The following is a 19,802-nucleotide window of genomic DNA, read 5'->3' on the forward strand; positions in this document are numbered from 1 at the left end:
CAGGCTGCACGACAGCCCGGCCCGATGGCGGGCGGGTTAGCCAACAGTCGCTCAATGGAGGACTTTGACCATGCGTACCTACGACCTCACCCCCTTCTATCGTTCCACCGTCGGTTTCGACCGTCTGTTCTCGCTGCTCGACCAGGCCACCAGCGATCCCACCCCCGGCTATCCGCCCTACAATATCGAGCGCACCGGTGAGAACGCCTACCGCATCACCGTCGCCGTCTCCGGCTTTGGCAAGGATGAGCTCTCCCTCGTCGCGAAGGAAAACACGCTGACGATCAAGGGCGAGAAGGCCGCCAACGAGAACGGCAAGAAGAGCGAGTTGCTGTATCGCGGCATCGCCGCCCGCGCCTTCGAGCGCTCGTTCCAGCTCGCCGACCACGTGGTGGTGAAGAACGCCAGCCTCGAGAACGGCCTGCTCCACGTCGACCTCGTGCGCGAGATCCCTGAGGCCAAGAAGCCGCGGTCGATTCCGATCTCGACGAACGCGCAAGCTGAGCAGCCGGCGATCGAGGGTTCGGCCGAGAAGGCCGCCGCGTAACCGGCACACATACTCAGGAATGCGAACGCCCCGGGCAGCCGGGGCGTTTTTTTGTGTGGTGCTGCAGTGCAATCAAACGACCGTGACTGACGGTAACGGTCTGCGCCCTGCCCGCGAAGACCCCAGTGATCACCGCGCCAACCCGAGCCACTGGAGCCGTTAACATGAACGTCGTTCGTACCCTCACCCTCATCGCCGCCCTGTCGGCTTTTGCCGGCCCCGCTCTGGCGCAGCCGGCGCCGCCGCCCAAGGTCCACAACGTCGTGCTGGTGCACGGCGCCTGGGCCGACGGCTCGAGCTGGGCCAAGGTCATCCCCTATCTGCAGGCCGCTGGCCTCAAGGTCACCGCCGTGCAGAATCCGCTGACGTCGCTGGCGGACTCCGCGGCTGCCACCCGCCGCGCACTGGCCGAGCAGGACGGACCGGCCGTGCTGGTCGGCCATTCCTGGGGCGGCACGGTCGTGAGCGAGGTCGGCACCGACCCGAAGGTCAGCGCGCTGGTCTATGTCGCGGCGCGTGCGCCCGACGCGGGCGAGGATTTCGTCAAGCTCGCCGGTCAATACCCGACACCGCCGGCCCGCGCCGGCATCGTCGACCACGACGGCGACACCAAGCTCAACGAGGACGCCTTCCTGAAGTATTTCGCCAACGGCGTCGATGCGACGACGGCGAAGGAGCTCTATGCGGTGCAATGGCCGACCGCGGCGACGATCTTCGGCAACCGCACCACCCAGGCGGCATGGCACGACAAGCCCTCCTTCTATGCGGTGTCAAAGCAGGACAAGACGATCGATCCGGATTTCGAGCGCTTCCTGGCCAGCCGCATGAAGGCGACCACGATCGAGCTCGACGCCGGGCACCTGTCGCTGGTCTCACATCCGAAGGAGATCGCTGATCTGATCCTGAAGGCCGCCGGTCAGCACGAGTAGTCCGATTGATGGTGCGGGACTCGTCCCAGCGGCAACAAGCAACGCTGTCATGCCCGCGAAGGCGGGCATTCAGCACGCCGCGGCAGTCATGAGCAACCGAGATGCTGGTGGTGACTGGATCGCCCGGTCACGCCGGGCGATGACAGTTGTGGTGGTGGCTGGCGGCCGGGCAGACCGCTCAATCGTCTCTAATCCAGCCCCTGCACCGGAGGCATCTTTGCCGTCGGCTGGATCTGCGGTGTCGGCTTGGCCGCGGCCGCCGGCGCTACGGAGCCGGTGGTCTGAGGCGGCGCGGCTGCCGACTGCACCGGCTTGGCATCAGACGGCTTCGCCTCGGATGACTTCGCCTCGGATGACTTGGCCTCGGACGGCTTGGCCTCGCCCGTCTTCGGCTCGTCGGCCTTGGCTTCGACCGGCGCAGGCTTGACGTCGGCGGGTTTGGCTTCGGCCGGCTTGATGTCCGCAGGCCTGGGCGGAAGGGCTTTGGGAGCCTCCGTCGGCTTCGGGTTGAGCGCCGCGGTCTGCGGCGACGGCGCTGCCGGTCGGGCTGCTGGCGTCGGCACCTTCGGCTGAACCGGCACCGCGGTGGCAACGCGCGGCGCAGCCGGCATCGGCGGCACCAGGCGCGGATCGGCCCGGATCACGCTCGGCGGCGGCAGACGGTCGAGGGCGCCGCGCGGGGCCGGCTCGTAGCGCATCCGCTCGTACTCCTCGCCCCATTGGAACGCCGGCACGAAGCGGATGATGCGGCCGGAGCGGGCATCGACCACGAGCTTGCCGTCCTCGCCCTCGCGATCGAGCACCGCCACGACATAGACATTGCCGCGCTGACGCGGCACGCCGAGCGGCGAGAAGCCGTTGTCGCGCAAAATCGCATAGACCTCATGCACCGGCAGGAACGCCGGCGCATAGCCATAATCCTGCTGGTAGCCGTCCTGACGGTAGACCGGCGCCGGCGGCACATAGCGCTCGTCGCGGTAGCCGTAGTCAGGGCCCGGCCGGTAGCCGTAACGCGGCGGTGCGGGCACGACGGCCGGCGGCGGCAGATCCGGATAGGGCGCATCGAAATCGGAGACCGCCGTGTAGGGCGCACGGACGCCCGATGGCGGCAACGGCTCGGCCTGCGCGGCAAACGGCGCGATCAACGCGGCTGAGACGACTCCAACTAGCAACTTCATGGCTCAAAGCTCCTGCATGCCCCCGCACGTGAAGCTGTTCGCTTCTTCTCAAGTGCCGCGGAAGTTCTGCCGTGATTCCGGCGGTCCTGGGTCGGCGAGGGGGCGGGATCGGGGCGTCAGGTTTCAAAATCGAGCGCAGCGCGTGATCGCCCGGCCCGGTCGGGTCGTTCGGTCAGCGGCGGAAACGGAAGATTGGCCGGGGAATGGGCGCGTTGCGGCGCCCGGACCTCAGGACTCCGCGATGCTTGTGTGATAGGTTAAAGTTTGGCATCTTGCGGTTTAGGACAGAAATGCTGTCTAAAATTTCGTTGCAAAGGTGACCGAGACTTTGCAATGATGTTACGGCGCCTGAGGGCGCTGCGACATGAACAGGCCGCGGTCGTCCAGCGGGGACATGGTCCCCCGGCGGCTGGCCTGAACTCTGCAAATGCGGCTCGCTGACAAGGACGAGCGTTGGCTCCGGAGAGGGGCCGCGCAGCGCCCGGGGTGCGCCGGACGGACTGTACCGGACTGTGGTGAAGGCCCTGACCAATAATTTATGGGGACGGATATGAGCGGATCGAAGGTCGAGCACGGAAAGTTGGGCGGCGCGGTGCTGGCTGTGGATTCGCGTGAAAAACCGGCCGAGATCACCCGCGAGCTGCATACGTGGCGCCCGGAAGCCGAAGGTCTGTATGACCCGAGCCAGGAGAAGGATTCCTGCGGCGTCGGCTTCATCGCCAACATCAAGGGCCAGAAGTCGCATCAGATCGTCGCCGACGCGCTGAGCATCCTCTGCAACCTCGAGCACCGTGGCGCCGTCGGCGCCGACCCGCGCTTCGGCGACGGTGCCGGCATCCTGGTGCAGATCCCGCATGCCTTCTTCTCGCGCAAGGCAAAGGAGCTCGGCTTCACCTTGCCCGCCCCCGGCGAATACGCCATCGGCGCGCTGTTCATGCCGCGCGACGAGGCGTGGCGGAACGTCATCAAGAGCATCATCGCCGACCAGATCGAGGACGAAGGACTGGTGCTGCTCGGCTGGCGCGACGTGCCGACCGACAACTCCTCGCTGGGCGTGACGGTCAAGCCGACCGAGCCGCGCAGCATGCAGGTGTTCATCGGCCGCAACGGCGCCGCCAAGACCGAGGACGAGTTCGAGCGCAAGCTCTACATCCTCAGGAAGTCGATTTCGCAGGCGATCTATCAGCGCCGCGACCGCGGCATGTCGGGCTATTACCCCTGCTCGATGTCGTGCCGGACCGTGATCTACAAGGGCATGTTCCTGGCCGACCAGCTCGGCAAGTACTACGCCGACCTGCACGAGCCGGACTTCGAGAGCGCGCTGGCGCTGGTGCACCAGCGCTTCTCGACCAACACCTTCCCGACCTGGTCGCTGGCGCATCCGTATCGGATGATCGCGCACAATGGCGAGATCAACACCCTTCGCGGCAACGTCAACTGGATGGCGGCGCGGCAGGCCTCGGTGTCATCGGAGCTGTTCGGCAAGGACATCAGCCGGCTCTGGCCGATCTCCTATGAAGGCCAGTCCGATACCGCCTGCTTCGACAACGCGCTCGAATTCTTGGTGCAGGGCGGCTACTCGCTGCCGCACGCGGTCATGATGATGATCCCCGAGGCGTGGGCCGGCAATCCCTTGATGAGCGAGGAGCGCCGGTCGTTCTACGAATATCACGCCGCGCTGATGGAGCCGTGGGACGGCCCCGCCGCGATCGCCTTCACCGACGGCCGCCAGATCGGCGCCACGCTCGACCGCAACGGCCTGCGGCCGGCGCGCTATCTCGTCACCAAGGACGACCGCATCGTGATGGCGTCCGAAATGGGCGTGCTCAAGATTCCAGAGGACCAGATCGTCACCAAGTGGCGGCTGCAGCCGGGCAAGATGCTGCTGGTCGACCTCGAGCAGGGCCGCCTGATCCCGGACGATGAGATCAAGGCGCAGCTCGCCGCCAGCCATCCCTACCAGGAATGGCTCACGCGCACGCAGATCCAGGTCGAGAAGCTGCCGGATGCGCCGACCACGGGCGCGCGCACCAACCTGCCGCTCTTGGACCGGCAGCAGGCATTCGGCTACAGCCAGGAAGACATCGCGATCCTGATGACGCCGATGGCGGCGACCGGCGAGGAGGCCACGGGCTCGATGGGCAACGACACGCCGATCTCGGCGCTGTCGGACAAGCCGAAGCTGCTGTTCACCTACTTCAAGCAGAACTTCGCCCAGGTCACCAATCCGCCGATCGACCCGATCCGCGAGGAGCTGGTGATGAGCCTGGTGTCGATCATCGGTCCGCGGCCCAACCTGTTCGACCTCGAAGGCGTCGCCTCGACCAAGCGGCTCGAGGTGCATCAGCCGATCCTGACCGATGCGGACCTCGAGAAGATCCGCTCGATCTCGGAGGTCTCCGACAGCCACTTCGTCTCGCGCACGCTCGACACCACCTTCGATGCGAGCCTGGGCGCCGCCGGCTTCGAGCAGATGCTCGACGATCTCTGCGGCCGCGCCGAAGCCGCGGTGCGCGAGGGCGTCAACATCATCATCCTGTCCGACCGCATGGTCTCGGCCGACCGGATTCCGATCCCGTCGCTGCTCGCCTGCGCCGCCGTGCATCATCACCTGATCCGCACCGGCCTGCGCACGTCGGTGGGTCTCGTGGTGGAGTCGGGCGAGCCGCGCGAGGTGCATCACTTCGCCTGTCTGGCCGGCTACGGCGCCGAGGCGATCAATCCTTATCTCGCCTTCGAGACCATCATCGCGCTCAAGGACAAGCTGCCGGGCGCGCTGAGCGACTACGAGGTCGTCAAGCGCTACATCAAGTCGATCGGCAAGGGCCTGCTCAAGGTCATGTCGAAGATGGGCATCTCGACCTACCAGTCCTATTGCGGCGCGCAGATCTTCGACGCGGTCGGACTGAAGGCCGAGTTCGTGCAGAAGTTCTTCTACGGCACCCACACCCGCATCGAAGGCGTCGGCCTGCCGGAGATCGCCGAGGAGACCACGCGCCGTCATCGCGACGCGTTCGGCGACGCGCTGGTCTACAAGACCGCGCTCGACGTCGGCGGCGAATATGCCTTCCGCACCCGCGGCGAGGACCACGCCTGGACCGCGGAATCGGTCGCGACGCTGCAGCATGCGGTGCGCGGCAATTCGAGGGAGCGCTACCAGGCGTTCGCCAGGCTGCTCAACGAGCAGTCCGAACGGCTGCTGACCCTACGCGGCCTGTTCCGGATCAAGTCGGCCGAGGACGACAGGCGCAAGCCGGTCCCGCTCGACGAGGTCGAGCCGGCGAAGGAGATCGTCAAGCGCTTCGCCACCGGCGCGATGTCGTTCGGCTCGATCTCGCGCGAGGCCCACACCACGCTCGCGATCGCCATGAACCGGATCGGCGGCAAGTCGAACACCGGCGAAGGCGGTGAAGAAGCCGACCGCTTCAAGCCGCTGCCCAACGGCGATTCCATGCGCTCGGCGATCAAGCAGGTCGCCTCGGGCCGGTTCGGCGTGACGACGGAATATCTCGTCAACTCCGACATGATGCAGATCAAGATGGCGCAGGGTGCCAAGCCCGGCGAAGGCGGCCAGTTGCCCGGGCACAAGGTCGACGCCACCATCGCCAAGGTGCGTCACTCGACGCCGGGTGTCGGCCTGATCTCGCCGCCGCCGCATCACGACATCTACTCGATCGAGGATCTCGCGCAGCTGATCTACGACCTGAAGAACGTCAATCCCGACGGTCAGGTCTCGGTCAAGCTGGTGTCTGAAGTGGGCGTGGGCACGGTTGCCGCCGGCGTCGCCAAGGCGCGCGCCGACCATGTCACGATCGCGGGCTTCGAGGGCGGCACCGGTGCCTCTCCCCTCACCTCGATCAAGCATGCCGGCTCGCCGTGGGAGATCGGCCTTGCCGAAACCCACCAGACGCTGGTGCGCGAGCGGCTGCGCAGCCGCATCGTGGTCCAGGTCGACGGCGGCTTCCGCACCGGACGTGACGTCGTCATCGGCGCCCTGTTAGGGGCCGACGAGTTCGGCTTCGCCACCGCGCCGCTGATCGCGGCCGGCTGCATCATGATGCGCAAGTGCCACCTCAACACCTGCCCGGTCGGCGTCGCGACCCAGGACCCGGTGCTGCGCAAGCGCTTCACCGGTCAGCCCGAGCACGTGATCAACTTCTTCTTCTTCGTCGCTGAGGAAGTCCGTGAGATCATGGCCGCGCTCGGCTACCGCTCGTTCAACGAGATGGTCGGCCAGACCCAGATGCTCGACCAGTCCAGGCTGGTGGCGCATTGGAAGGCCAAGGGCCTCGACTTCTCCAAGCTGTTCGTCAAGCAGAAGGAGGCGCCGGGCCAGAAGATCCATCACGCCGAGGCGCAGGACCATCACCTCGAGGCCGTGCTCGACCGCAAGCTGATCGAGCAGGCCAAGCCCGCGCTCGACCGCGGCGCGCCGGTCAAGATCGAGGCCGAGATCAACAACACCGACCGTTCGGCGGGCGCGATGCTCTCGGGCGCGGTGGCGAAGATCTACGGCCATGCCGGCCTGCCGCAGGACACCATCCATGTCAGCCTGAAGGGCACCGCAGGCCAGGCCTTCGGCGCCTGGCTCGCCCAAGGCGTCACCTTCGAGCTCGAAGGCGAAGGCAACGACTACGTCGGCAAGGGCCTGTCGGGCGGCCGCATCATCGTCAGGCCGCCGCGCAACTCCGGCATCGTGCCGGAGGAGTCGATCATCGTCGGCAACACCGTGATGTACGGCGCCATCTCCGGCGAGTGCTTCTTCCGCGGCATCGCCGGCGAGCGCTTCGCGGTTCGCAACTCCGGCGCGGTCGCCGTGGTCGAGGGCGCGGGTGATCATTGCTGCGAATACATGACCGGCGGCATCGTCGTCGTGCTCGGCAAGACCGGGCGCAACTTCGCGGCCGGCATGTCGGGCGGCGTCGCCTACGTGCTCGACGAGGCCGGCGACTTCGACAAGCACTGCAACATGGCGATGGTCGAGCTGGAGCCGGTGCTGTCGGAGGAGATGATCGCCGAGGACACCTATCACCAGATGGGCGACCTCGAGGCGCATGGCCGGGTCGACGTGTTCAAGAACCTGCTGGCGTCCGACGTGGAGCGGCTGCACGTCCTGATCTCGCGCCATGCCAAGGCGACGGGCTCCAAGCGCGCCGCCGACATCCTGGCGAACTGGAAGGACTACGCGCCGAAGTTCCGCAAGGTCATGCCGGTGGAATATCGCCGTGCCCTGAAGGAGCTCGCGGCCAACGCCGACGCCGAGCCGAAGATCGCGATCGGGGCTTGATGTCGCTCCTCATGGTGAGGAGGCGCGTAGCGCCGTCTCGAACCATGAGGCCAACAGCGGGGCCTCGCCCTTCGAGACGCGGCGCAAGCGCCGCTCCTCAGGGTGAGGAGAAGCGGGAAGCAAATTCCTCATGGTGAGGAGGTGCGAAGCACCGTCTCGAACCATGAGGCCGAGGTCGAGGCCTCACCCTTCGAGACGCGGCGAAGGCGCCGCTCCTCAGGGTGAGGGGAAGCACAGAGGAAATTCCTCACGGTGAGGAGGTGCGAAAGCAACCGTCTCGAACCATGAGGCCCGAGCAGTCAGGGACGTCGTAGGTCATGGGCAAGGTCACAGGTTTTCTCGAAATCGAGCGGCACGATCGCAAGTACGCGCCGGTTGCCGAGCGGCTGAAGCATTTCCAGGAATTCGTGGTGCCGCTCTCCGAGAAGGAGCTGCGCGACCAGGCGGCGCGCTGCATGAATTGCGGCATCCCCTATTGCCACGGCACTGGCTCGGCCGCGCCGGGCACCACGGGCTGTCCGGTCAACAACCAGATCCCGGACTGGAATGACCTGATCTACAACGGCAATTGGGAAGAGGCCGCGCGCAACCTGCACTCGACCAACAACTTCCCGGAGTTCACGGGCCGGATCTGCCCGGCTCCGTGCGAGGCGTCGTGCACGCTGAACATCGACGACAATCCGGTGACCATCAAGACGATCGAATGCGCCATCGTCGACAAGGCCTTCGAGCAGGGCTGGATCAAGCCCGAGCCGGCCGCCGTGAAGACCGGCAAGAAGGTCGCGATCGTCGGCGCCGGTCCCGCTGGTCTCGCCTGTGCGCAGCAGCTCGCCCGCGCCGGTCACGACGTCCACGTCTATGAGAAGAACGCCAAGGCCGGCGGCCTGCTGCGCTACGGCATTCCCGACTTCAAGATGGAGAAGGGCATCATCGATCGCCGCATCGGACAGATGGAAGGCGAAGGCGTCACCTTCCACTATGGCGTCAATGTCGGTGGCAAGGATGGCCTCGATGCCAAGACGCTCTTGAAGGACTATGACGCCGTCGCGCTGACCGGCGGCGCAGAAGCTCCGCGCGACCTGCCGATCCCCGGCCGCGACCTCGCCGGCATCCACTACGCGATGGACTTCCTGCCGCAGCAGAACCGCCGCGTCGGCAACGAGAAGGTCGAAGGCGACGACATCCTCGCCGCCGGCAAGCATGTCGTCGTGATCGGCGGCGGCGACACCGGCAGCGACTGCATCGGCACCTCGCTGCGCCAGGGCGCCAAGTCCGTCACCCAGCTCGAGATCATGCCGGCGCCGCCGGAGCGCGAGAACAAGGCGCTGACCTGGCCGAACTGGCCGCTGAAGATGCGGACCTCGTCGAGCCAGGCGGAAGGCGCCGTGCGCGAATTCGCGGTGCTGACTCAGAAGTTCGAGGGCGAGAACGGCGCCGTCAAGAAGCTGCATTGCGTCCGCGTCGATGCGCAGTTCAAGCCGATCCCGGGCACCGAGTTCGTGCTCGATGCGGAGCTTGTCCTGCTCGCGATGGGCTTCGTGCATCCGGTGCACGAGGGCCTGCTCAAGAGCCTCGGCGTCGACCTCGACCCGCGCGGCAACGTCAAGGCCAACCTGACCGACTACCAGACCTCGCTGCCGAAGGTCTTCTCCGCCGGCGACATGCGCCGCGGCCAGTCGCTGGTGGTGTGGGCGATCCGCGAGGGCCGCCTGTGTGCGCAGGCGGTCGACAAGTTCCTGATGGGCAAGACCGAGCTGCCGCGCTAGCGGCGGCCGATCAAGCGCGTTAGTTGGATGCGACCCGCTTAGTTGGACTCATCTGCAGCCGCACCGTCGGTGCGCTCCCCTCCCCCTTGCGGGGAGGGGTCGGGGGGTCTCCAGACGCTGAATTTCGTTGCGTTCGCCAGCGCGTCAAATGCGCTTGATGCGGTTGCAGCTCTCGCCGGACGCTCTTCGTCCATCCCCTCCCGTCATTGCGAGGAGCGAAGCCACGAAGCAATCCAGGACCTAGGAAATGACTCCGGATTTCTTCGCTCGCATAACGCGGTGGCACCCGCCCGCGGACCTATCGCTCAGCTTTCATATAGAGCGCGACTCGCGGACCCCCACCCCCTCCCCGCAAGGGGGAGGGGAGTTCACCGCCTTCGGTGTGAGTAGCAGACTCCAACTCGCTAACAGAAAAAGGGGTGGGGGCTTCGTCGACATGAGTCGCCGCTCGGCCTGAAGTGGCAGGTCAGGCCGTGGCCGCATGATCGATCGGATGAGCGTCGAAGCGTCAGGGTCGACGTTTCAACCGTGAAGCCCCCACCCGTCCTGGCCGTCAGGCCAGCTCGGATGAGCCGCGTCGCGCGGCTCTGATGTCAGGAAGGGTGAGGCCGTGTGCGGCGGTGACAGTCCTGCTCCGACGTCCGCGGCAGGATTAATCGCGTCGCGTGCATCACGATGTCAGTCATGCTGGGCGATCCCCCTTGTTCGACGGCCGGACGCCGCGAGCCCCCTTGGGTTCCCGCAACCTAAGGGTGCGACTCTTAAGATAAGCCCAATGCGGACGCCGGCATTCCCTTCAAATGCCGCGCAACACGCGGAAAAGTTTCGTATCGACTGTTGCCAGCTCGATCGATTGCGAAGCACGTTCGAGAATCGAACATCATCCACGACACGGTCGTCCGGAGATCAGCTCGACGTCCGCGCCCAGATGTCTTCGATTGGCACGGGAGGCGTCACACGGAAGATGTCGTCGATGAGCCGGCCGAGCTCGTCGGCGCTCTCGATGATCCGCTCCTCGATCACGTCTCCGTCGCGCGCCTGCCGCTGATAGCGGCGGCTGACCAGCTTGTGACGCACGCCGGGCTCGACACGCTCCATCATCAGCGTATGCGTGGCCGGCACGTTCGGGCTGGTCGACGTATACCAGCTGCCGAGCACATAATCGGCATGGATCTGCGGCACGAGGTCGAACGCATACATCATGCGCCAGCCCGTCGGCTGCTTCGCGCTGACCGTATAGAGCCCGTCCCACGTGCCGATGCGAAACGTTCCCATCGGCGTCTGCTGCTCGGAGCCAACTTCGAGACGAATGGGCGCATCCATCATGCAGATGCCGAAGCCGACATCGACGAGATGCGGATAGCCGTCGACCTTGACCATCAGCATCATGTGCTGGCGCGGCCCGAGCGGATCGGTCGGCGCCGAGCGCCAGCGCACGCGCCCCGTCAGGCCGCTGACCTCAAAGCCGACCGCTTCCAGCACCGCCTGGAACAGCACGTTCTGCTCGAAGCAGTAGCCGCCGCGGCGGCCGAGCACGAGCTTCTGTTGCACCGACGGCAGGTCGACATGGACGGGACGGCCCATCAGCGGATCGAGCGCCTCGAACGGCAGCGCGTCGACATGCGCGGCCTGCAGCGCTGCGAGCGTCGACAGGTCGGGCGCGAGCGGCCCGCGATGGTCGATGCGGGCGAGATAGGAATCCAGTTGAAGCTCACCGGCCATCGTCATGCCTTCCGTCAGCTCTCGATGCGCTTCCAGATCACCTCGACGGGCACCGGAAGCGTGACGCCGAACACCTCCTCGATGACGCTGCGCAGCGCATCGGGCGTTTCGATGATCCGTTCGCTCCGCACCTCGCCATCACGCGCCTCGATGACCAGGCGGCGATTAACCAGCTTGTAGCGCGCCTCACGCGTCAACCGCTCCAGGATCAGCATCGAGGTGAACGGCGTCAACGGGCTGGTCGAGGTGTACCAATTGCCGAGCACGTAGTCGGCGTGGATCTGCGGCGCGAGGTCGAAGACGTACATCGTGCGCCAGCCGGCGGGCTGCTTCGCCGCGAGCCAATAGAGCCCATCGGAGAGCGTCAGGCGGAACGTGCCCATCGCAGTCGGCTGCTCGACGTCGGGCACCATCTGCAACGGCGTATCGAGCAGGCAGGAGCCGAAACCGACATCGGCGAGATGAGGCCCCTCCGGCAGGTCCACCTTCAGCATCATGTGCGTGCGCGGCGTCAGCGGCGCGGCCGCATCGAGGCGCCAGCGCACCCGCGCCGAGAGCGGCGTCACCGCAAAGCCGATCGCCTCCAGCGCCGCCTTCAGCAGCGCATTCTGCTCGAAACAATAGCCGCCGCGACGGCCGTCGACGATCTTGGCCTGGACCGAGGCGAGATCGATGTTCACGGGACGGCCGAGCAGCGGATCCAGGCCCTCGAACGCGATCGCATCGACATGCGCCGCCTGCAATCCGGCAAGCGTTTCGAGCGTCGGCGCCAGCGGCCCGCGATAGCCGATGCGCACGAGATATTTATCCAGATCGAATGCGCCCGGCATCGGCTCTGCTCCCTGTCTCGGGCGAGCCCATAGCACGACGCCGCCGTGCCCGGCCAGACCGGGACCGCGCACGTGCCCAAGCTCGGCTCATCCCGTCTGCCGGCTCCAGCGCTCGGCAAAACGATGCAGCGGCAGGAAGGTCTCCAACAGCTCGCGCCCCAATGGCGTCAGCTCGTAGCCGCTGTCGCCCAGCACGATGAAGCCCGCCTCGCGCAGCTCGTCCAGCCGCGCCTGCAACACGGTCGGCGAGGCCTCGTCGCAGGCCGCGCGCAGCGCCCGGGAGGTCAGGGCGTCGTCGCGCAGCTCCCAGACGATGCGCAGGCACCAGCGCCGGCCCAACAGATCGAGCAGCGCCATGACCGGCCGGCCCGAGCGCGAGCCGCGCACCCGGCGCGGTTGAACGTCTTTCGGCACGAAAACTCTCCAACAGCTTGCCAAGCGCTACGGAAAGCGTAGCATACTGCTACAGTAAATGTAGCACCGCACAGGAGGAACCGCCATGCCCCGGATCGCCCCGCTGCAGCCGCCCTACCCGGCCGACATCCAGGCGCAATTCGACCAGGTCATGCGCGGGGCGCCGCCCTTGATGCTGTTCCGGGTGATGGCCGGCCATGCGCGCGCCTGGACCAAATTTCGCGGCGGCAGCCTGCTCGACCGCGGCCCGCTGTCCCTGCGTCAGCGCGAGATCGTCATCGATCGGACCTGCGCGCTCAATGCGTGCGAGTACGAATGGGGGGTGCACGTCCGCATCTTTGGCACAGACGCCGGCCTGACGGCGCAGCAGATCGACGCCACCGTGAATGCGCCGGCCGACGCGGCGTGCTGGTCGCCCCCCGAACAAGCCCTGATCGCTGCGGTCGATGCCTTGCACCAGCGGTCGACCTTGAGCGAGGACGAATTCACCCGCCTCCGCCTGCATCACGATGAGGATCAGGTGCTGGAAATCATCCTGCTGTGCGGCTTCTATCGCACCGTGTCGTATGTGGCGAACGCACTGCAGCTGCCACTGGAGGCCGATGCGGCACGATTCAACGCAGGCTGACCGGTCTTCCCAAGCGCGCCGGAGCCGGGCGCCCGCAAACGACGCTTCGAGCTAGGCCACCCCTGCCCGCAGCAGATCATGCATGTGCAGGATGCCGACCGGCTTGGCGCCGTCGGTGACGATCAGCGTGGTGATCTTGGCGGAGTTCAGGATCTCCAGCGCCTCGGAGGCCAGCGCCTCGCGGCGGACGGTGCGCGGGTTCGCGGTCATGATCTCCTCGACCGATGCGGACAACAGATCGGCACGCATCTTCCGCCGGAGGTCGCCGTCGGTGATGATGCCGGCGACGTGGCCGCGAGCATCGACGATGACGACGCAGCCGAGTCCCTTGGCCGACATCTCGGCCAGCGCATCCGGCATGCCCGTGCCCAGCGGCTTCAGCGGCACCGCGTCGCCCGAGCGCATCAGGTCCGAGATGTGCTTGAGCATGGCGCCGAGCTTGCCGCCCGGATGGAAATTGGCGAATTCGAGCGCGGTGAAGCCGCGGCCTTCCAACAGCGCGATCGCGAGCGCATCGCCGATCGCCGCCTGCATCAGCGTCGAGGTGGTCGGCGCCAGATTGTGCGGACAGGCCTCGCGCGCCTTCGGCAGCTCCAGCACGATGCGCGCCGCCTGCCCCAGCGACGATTGCGCATTGGAGGTGATCGCGATCAGCGGGATGGCGAAGCGCTTGGTGTAGTTGACCAGCGTCTTCATCTCCGGCTGCTCGCCGGACCACGACAGCGCGATGACGACGTCGTCGGAGGTGATCATGCCGAGATCGCCATGGCCGGCCTCGGCGGAATGGACGAAGAAGGCGGGCGTTCCGGTCGAGGCGAGGGTCGCGGCCATCTTGCGGGCGACGTGGCCGGACTTGCCGAGACCGGTGAGGATCGCCCGGCCCTTGGCCTGGCGGATCAGCTCGACGGCGGCGGCGAAGGCCGGCCCCAGAGGACCGCGCAGTGCAGCGGAGATCGCGGCAATGCCATTGCTGCCGGCGTCGAGCGTGCGCAGCGCCGACTGGATATCTGCGTTTGCGGGAGCGGCTTCGGGCAACGGTTTCGATCTCGGCATGCGGACTTCCAAGGCTGAACAGTCAGGCGCCGCTCTTTAGCATGGGTAAGGCAGCAAGGCGCCATCAACAGCCCATTAACCATATTTGTTTTTACTCCCTTAACGAGGCGGTTTGCCGGCGGCGCGGGTGTCCCGACGACGCAATTGATTTTGTTGGAGTATTTTTCATCGTGGGATGGAGGCCTGACAGCGGCCGCGCAGGACGCGCGATAAGGCGCGCGATGTGGCGCGGCGCCTCCGCCGCATGCCTGCTGCTCCGCGCGCTCGGCCCCGATGCGGCCCATTCCCAGACCATCGACGCGTTCCGGCCGGTGCGCGACGGCTTCCTCGCCCCGCAGGACTCCCCGCTGCGGCGGACCGTGGTCAGCGGCCTGACCGATGCCGTACCGACGCCTGGGCTGCCCGCGACGCCTGCGCCGACCAGCTCGGCCGCACGACGAAATCTGGTTCCCCTGCCCGGTGTGCCCGCGGCGAGCGGCGCTGCCGAATTCGGCTATGATTCGCTGAACCGCAATCGGAAGAAGCCGAAATACTATCCCGCCCAGGCGCGGCCCAAGCCGCCGCCGGGGCCCGGCACGCGACCTTCCGGCGAGCTGACCGGACAGTTGCGTCCGACCTTGCCGCCGTCGGCCACAGCCAACAGGCAGCCGGTCCCGGCCGCCATGGCGGGCACCGTGCCCGGCCAGCCGCCGCGCAAGCGGCTCAAGATCGACGACGACCCGTTCGGCGCAGTCGGCGATTACGCCGGCCCGTTCCTGATCAAGGGCGCGGTGGAGCTCTCGGCCGGGTATGACAGCAACCCGGCCCGCCTCGCCAGGCCGCGCGGCATGCCGGCCTGGATGATCGCGCCGGAATTTTTGGCGGTGTCGAACTGGGAGCGTCACGCCCTCGTCGCCGACCTGCGGGGCTCCTTCACCGGCTATGGCAGCACCCTGCCGGCTATCATGGATGGCGGCATCAATTCGGCGCCGACCACGCTCGACCGCCCCGACTTCACCGGCCATGTCGACGGCCGCCTCGACGTCAGCCGCGACACCTCGGTCGGCGCCCAGCTGCGGCTGCGTGCCGCGACCGACAATCCCGGCAGTCCCAGCGTGCAGGCCGGATTGGCGCGCTATCCGGTCTACACCACGCTCGGCACCACCATCGGCATCGACCAGCGCTTCAACCGGCTGCAGATTTCGGCGGGCGCCACCGCCGACCGCACCAGCTATCAGCAGAGCAAGCTGACCGACGGCACGATGACGTCGAACGACGACCGCAACTACAACCAGTTCGGCGGCATCGGCCGGGTGTCCTACGAGGTCATGCCCGGCCTGAAGCCGTTCGCGGAGGTGCAGGGCGACAGCCGCGTGCACGACCAGCGGGTCGACCGTTCCGGCTATCAGCGCGACTCCTCGGGCGGCTACGCCAAGGCCGGCACCTCGTTCGAGTTCACCCGGCTTGTGACCGGCGAGGTTTCGCTCGGCTATGCCACGCGCAGCTATGTCGACCCGCGGCTGAACCGGCTGCAGGGCTTCCTCACCACGGCCTCGCTGGTGTGGTCGGCGACGCCGCTGACCACCGCGCGCTTTCTCTCCGACACGCAGCTCGCAGAGACCACGGTGGCCGGCGCCTCCGGCGTGCTGGTGCGCACCTACACGGTGCAGGTCGACCACGACTTCCGGCGCTGGCTGACCGGCATCGGCAAGTTCAGCCTCGGCACACTCGACTATCAGGGCTACGGCCGCAGCGACCGCACCTATTCGGCCGAAGGCAACCTCGTCTACAAGATGTCGCGGAACGTCTGGGTCAAGGGCACGCTGCGCTACGACAAGCTCGACTCCAACATCACGGGTGCTGGGTCGTCCGGCACGGTGGTGATGCTGGGCGTAAGACTGCAGAATTGAGCAGGAATCGTAGGGTGGGCAAAGGCGCGCAGGCTCCGCTCTCTCCGCATATTCCCTATGAGTTGGCGCGACGTGCCCACCGTCTTGCGCGCGATGCAGATGGTGGGCACGGCACGACACGGCTATCGCCGCGTCGTTCCTTTGCCCACCCTACGGCACCTACGCCGCAGCCACCGTGAGCTGGGCGCCGTCGGCCTGCACGATGCGGACGCGGCTGCCGGCGGGGGTGTCGGGGCCCGCGACGCGCCACACCGTGTCGTCGATGCGGACGGTGCCATTGCCGCCGACGATCGGCTTCTCCAAGGTGAACTCGCGGCCGACCAGGGCCGCCGAGCGGCGGTTGAGGAACGGATTGTCCCGCGACGGCGCCGCACTCGCCCGCGCGAAGCGCCGCCACAGCGGCACGGCGGCGACCGCGAACAGCGCAAACAGCAGGATCTGCAGTTGCCATCCCGGCGCGAACGCAAACGACAGCAGCCCGACCAGCAGGGCGGCGAGGCCGAGCCAGAACAGGAAGATGCCCGGCGCGAGCAGCTCCAGCGCCATCAGGATGATGCCGAAGATCAGCCAGTTCCAGGTGCCGAGCGTCACGAACATGTCGCTCATCAGTGTCCTCCCCTGCGTCAAGCCTGCGGCGGCGTCGGCGGTTTCGGCGCCGTCCCCGCTGACGGCACCGAGCCGCCGCGGCGCGCGGCTGCCACGGCCGAAGCCGCGCTCTCGCCGAACGTCGCCTTGGCGATCTCACCGATGCCGGCGAGCGAGGCCAGCATGCCCGTTGCCTCCAGCGGCAGCATGATCACCTTCTGGTTCGGCGAGTCGGCGAGCTGGCCGAACGCCTTGATGTATTTGTCGGCGATGAAGTAGTTGAGCGCGGCGACGTCGCCCTTGGAGATCGCGTCCGACACCATCTGCGTCGCCTTGGCCTCGGCCTCCGCGGCGCGCTCGCGCGCCTGGGCATCGAGGAAGGCCGACTCGCGGCGGCCCTCGGCCTGCAGGATCTGGCTCTGCTTGGCGCCCTCCGCGCGCAGGATCTCCGACTGCCGCTGGCCCTCGGCCTGCAGGATGTCGGCGCGCTTGACGCGCTCGGCCTTCATCTGCCGGCCCATCGCCTCGACCAGGTCGGCCGGCGGCACGATGTCCTTGATCTCGATGCGGTTGACCTTGAGGCCCCATGGCGACACCGCGGCGTCGACGACGCGCAGCAGCCGCTCGTTGATCTCGTCGCGATGCGACAGCACCTGGTCGAGATCCATCGCGCCCATCACCGAGCGGATGTTGGTCATGGTCAGCGTGACGATCGCCTGGTTGAGGTTCGACACCTCGTAGCTCGCCTTGGCGGCGTCGAACACCTGGTAGAAGGCGACGCCGTCGACCGTCACGGTGGCGTTGTCCTTGGTGATGACCTCCTGCTCGGGGATGTCGATCACCTGCTCCATCATGTTGATCTTGCGCCCGATGCGATCGAAGAAGGGCACGATGATGTTGAGGCCCGGCGACAAGGTGCGGGTGTATTTGCCGAACCGTTCGACGGTCCAGTCGAACCCCTGTGGCACGGTCTTCACGCCGGAATACAGCGTGAAGATGACCAGCAGCACCAGCGCTATGGCGAAAATGTCGAAACCGCTCATGGATCCTCCAAGGGAGGAGACGATCGTCCCCTCACCAGCCTCTGCAGCCATCACAATCTAGGGATTACTGCATGATTTTGTCGGGGATCCGCTAGGGGCGGTTCAGGAAAGTATTTTCGAGGCGCGGACGGTCGTCCGACTTGCGCCGGCGGGCGGCTCACCTAGCGGGCCGGCAATACCGCCGACGGCTCAGAGCCAGCCCTTTACAACCAGCCCTGCAGCTCGCGCAGCACCAGCTGCCGCAGCACCTCCATGCCGGGCGCGCTGTCGTTCAGGCACGGCACGGCGGAGAATTCCTCGCCGCCATTGTGCTTGAAGATCTCGCAATTCTCGCCGGAGATCTCCTCCAGCGTCTCCAGGCAGTCGGCGGAGAAGCCCGGCATCACCACGGCGATGCGCTTGACGCCGTCCTTGGCGAGCTTCTCGATGGTCTTGTCGGTATAAGGCTGCAACCACTCCGAGAAGCCGAAGCGCGACTGGAAGGTCAGCAGCAGCCTGGTGTCGTCCATGCCGAGCCGCTTGCGCAGCAGCTCGGTGGTGGCGACGCACTGCTCGCGATAGGGATCGCCCTTGTCGACATATTCCTTCGGCATGCCGTGGAACGAGGCCACGATCAGCTCGGGCTTGTACGCCAGCGTCTTCAGATGATCCTCGATCGAGACCGCCAGCGCCTCGATGTAGAAGTCGTCGTTGTAGTAAGGCGGCGTCACCCGCAGCGTCGGCTGCGCGCGCAGCTCGGTCAGCACGCGGAACGCCTCGTCGCACACGGTCGCCGAGGTCGCGGCTGAATATTGCGGATAGAGCGGCACCACCAGGATGCGGTCGCAGCCCTTGGCCATGAGACCATCGACGCCAGCCTTGATCGACGGATTGCCGTAGCGCATTGCCCAGTCGACGATGACGTGGCTGCGATCGGCGATGCTGGCGGCGAGCTTCTCGCTCTGCGCGCGGGTGATCGTCTTCAGCGGCGATTCGTTCTTCTCGGTGTTCCAGATCGATTGGTAGTCTTTCGCCTTCTTGCGCGGCCGGACATTGAGGATGATCCCGTTGAGGATGATCTTCCACAACAGGCCCTGGTCCTCGATGACGCGGCGGTCGGACAGGAACTCCTTCAGATACACCCGCACGCCGGCGGCGTCGGCCGTATCCGGCGTCCCGAGATTGACCAGCAGCACGCCGACACGTGACGTGCTCGCGGCCGGCAACGGCCTGACGTCGACAGGCCTGGCATTGTCCAGAGAGATGGCGGCGGTCATGATGCCCGTGACTGCTGAAGGGCGTGGCTTGGCGGCTTGTTTCGACATTGTCAAGATAAGGGCCATTTCACCGATGTCATCGGGCTGGAGGAGCCATGACGATTGCCGAATTGTGCATTTTCGCCAGCGTGATGCTCTACCTCTTAACGATCCTGCCGGCGAAATGGATCAGCGTCGACGGTGCCGGGCGCTATGACAACGCCCGGCCGCGAGATCCCGCCTTCTATGCCGGCGGCATCCGCGAGCGGGCGCTGGGCGCCCATCAGAACGGCATCGAGGCGTTCCCGTTCTTTGCCGCGGCGGTGCTGCTGGCCGAGTTCCGCGGCGCGCCGCAGAACTTGATCAACGAGCTGTCGGTGCTGTTCGTGATCGTGCGCACCGCCTATGTGCTGACTTACGTCGGCAACCGGCCGTCGCTGCGCTCGATCCTGTGGGCGATCGGGTTTCTGATCACCGTCGCGATCTTCTTCCTGCCCCTGCTGCGCCAATACCTGCCGGTTTGAGTGGGCCGGTTTCCGGACGTGAGACGCGTCACATCTCCGTGCCCGCCGGGATGCTAACCACAACGGCTATGGGGGCTCCGTCTGTACGCCTTTCGTTTCTCCTTTGATCCGGTCCGCTGCGGCCAGTTGATTGGATTTGACGGCGAAATTCCCTATAGGGCGGAGTGAATTC

The 19,802-nt window shown here is 66.5% G+C and carries 15 protein-coding genes; 7 read left to right on the forward strand and 8 right to left on the reverse strand.

Going from position 1 to position 19,802, the window contains the following annotated elements; translation table 11 throughout:
• Positions 1-70: 70 nt before the first annotated feature.
• Positions 71-547 (forward strand): Hsp20 family protein, encoded by a 477-nt coding sequence (locus QX121_RS29650; RefSeq protein WP_315759446.1) that lies wholly within the window; start codon positions 71-73, stop codon positions 545-547.
• A gap of 164 nt (positions 548-711) precedes the next feature.
• Positions 712-1,476 carry an alpha/beta hydrolase gene (locus tag QX121_RS29655; protein WP_315777890.1) on the forward strand — a complete coding sequence of 255 codons (765 nt, stop codon included), beginning with the start codon at positions 712-714 and terminating at the stop codon, positions 1,474-1,476.
• Positions 1,477-1,664: 188 nt separating this feature from the next.
• Here QX121_RS29655 and QX121_RS29660 read toward each other — a convergent pair whose 3' ends face one another.
• Positions 1,665-2,654 carry a hypothetical protein gene (locus QX121_RS29660; RefSeq protein WP_315813717.1) on the reverse strand — a complete coding sequence of 330 codons (990 nt, stop codon included), beginning with the start codon at positions 2,652-2,654 and terminating at the stop codon, positions 1,665-1,667.
• Positions 2,655-3,204: 550 nt separating this feature from the next.
• Between QX121_RS29660 and gltB the strand changes: the two genes are divergently transcribed.
• Positions 3,205-7,941, forward strand: coding sequence for a glutamate synthase large subunit (gene gltB, locus QX121_RS29665; protein WP_315795943.1), 4,737 nt, complete (start codon positions 3,205-3,207; stop codon positions 7,939-7,941).
• A gap of 317 nt (positions 7,942-8,258) precedes the next feature.
• A complete protein-coding gene (locus QX121_RS29670) occupies positions 8,259-9,707 on the forward strand; it encodes a glutamate synthase subunit beta (RefSeq protein WP_315813718.1) in 1,449 nt (482 codons plus the stop codon).
• A gap of 906 nt (positions 9,708-10,613) precedes the next feature.
• Here the strand turns inward: QX121_RS29670 and QX121_RS29675 are convergent.
• From QX121_RS29675 to QX121_RS29685, 3 genes are all read right to left on the reverse strand, one after another.
• Positions 10,614-11,429: an arylamine N-acetyltransferase family protein gene (locus QX121_RS29675; RefSeq protein ID WP_315795940.1), complete on the reverse strand. Its 816-nt coding sequence runs from the start codon at positions 11,427-11,429 to the stop codon at positions 10,614-10,616.
• Positions 11,430-11,443: 14 nt separating this feature from the next.
• Entirely contained in the window at positions 11,444-12,259 is an 816-nt protein-coding gene (locus QX121_RS29680) for an arylamine N-acetyltransferase (protein ID WP_315813719.1), read from the reverse strand.
• Positions 12,260-12,346: 87 nt separating this feature from the next.
• Complete coding sequence (locus QX121_RS29685; RefSeq protein ID WP_315716709.1) at positions 12,347-12,616, reverse strand: winged helix-turn-helix transcriptional regulator; 270 nt, start codon at positions 12,614-12,616, stop codon at positions 12,347-12,349.
• A gap of 142 nt (positions 12,617-12,758) precedes the next feature.
• Between QX121_RS29685 and QX121_RS29690 the strand changes: the two genes are divergently transcribed.
• Positions 12,759-13,301, forward strand: a complete 543-nt coding sequence (locus QX121_RS29690; protein WP_315813720.1) for a carboxymuconolactone decarboxylase family protein — start codon at positions 12,759-12,761, stop codon at positions 13,299-13,301.
• A 51-nt stretch (positions 13,302-13,352) separates the two neighbouring features.
• Here the strand turns inward: QX121_RS29690 and QX121_RS29695 are convergent, their stop codons facing one another.
• The gene (locus QX121_RS29695; protein ID WP_315736464.1) at positions 13,353-14,354 is read right to left on the reverse strand and encodes a KpsF/GutQ family sugar-phosphate isomerase; all 1,002 of its coding nucleotides are present in this window, start codon (positions 14,352-14,354) and stop codon (positions 13,353-13,355) included.
• A gap of 170 nt (positions 14,355-14,524) precedes the next feature.
• On the opposite strand from QX121_RS29695, the gene QX121_RS29700 reads away from it, so the two are divergent.
• Complete coding sequence (locus QX121_RS29700; RefSeq protein ID WP_409999384.1) at positions 14,525-16,243, forward strand: outer membrane beta-barrel protein; 1,719 nt, start codon at positions 14,525-14,527, stop codon at positions 16,241-16,243.
• 159 nt (positions 16,244-16,402) lie between these two features.
• Here QX121_RS29700 and QX121_RS29705 read toward each other — a convergent pair whose 3' ends face one another.
• From QX121_RS29705 to hemH, 3 genes are all read right to left on the reverse strand, one after another.
• A complete protein-coding gene (locus QX121_RS29705) occupies positions 16,403-16,849 on the reverse strand; it encodes an NfeD family protein (RefSeq protein ID WP_315772400.1) in 447 nt (148 codons plus the stop codon).
• Positions 16,850-16,866: 17 nt separating this feature from the next.
• Positions 16,867-17,871 (reverse strand): SPFH domain-containing protein, encoded by a 1,005-nt coding sequence (locus QX121_RS29710; RefSeq protein WP_315716547.1) that lies wholly within the window; start codon positions 17,869-17,871, stop codon positions 16,867-16,869.
• A 203-nt stretch (positions 17,872-18,074) separates the two neighbouring features.
• A complete protein-coding gene (gene hemH, locus QX121_RS29715) occupies positions 18,075-19,127 on the reverse strand; it encodes a ferrochelatase (RefSeq protein WP_315813722.1) in 1,053 nt (350 codons plus the stop codon).
• Positions 19,128-19,222: 95 nt separating this feature from the next.
• Between hemH and QX121_RS29720 the strand changes: the two genes are divergently transcribed.
• A complete protein-coding gene (locus tag QX121_RS29720; protein ID WP_315736460.1) occupies positions 19,223-19,630 on the forward strand; it encodes an MAPEG family protein in 408 nt (135 codons plus the stop codon).
• Positions 19,631-19,802 lie beyond the last annotated feature (172 nt).

Origin of the sequence: Bradyrhizobium sp. SZCCHNR2028 (assembly GCF_032380995.1) — a bacterium.
In the GTDB taxonomy this organism is placed as follows: domain Bacteria; phylum Pseudomonadota; class Alphaproteobacteria; order Rhizobiales; family Xanthobacteraceae; genus Bradyrhizobium.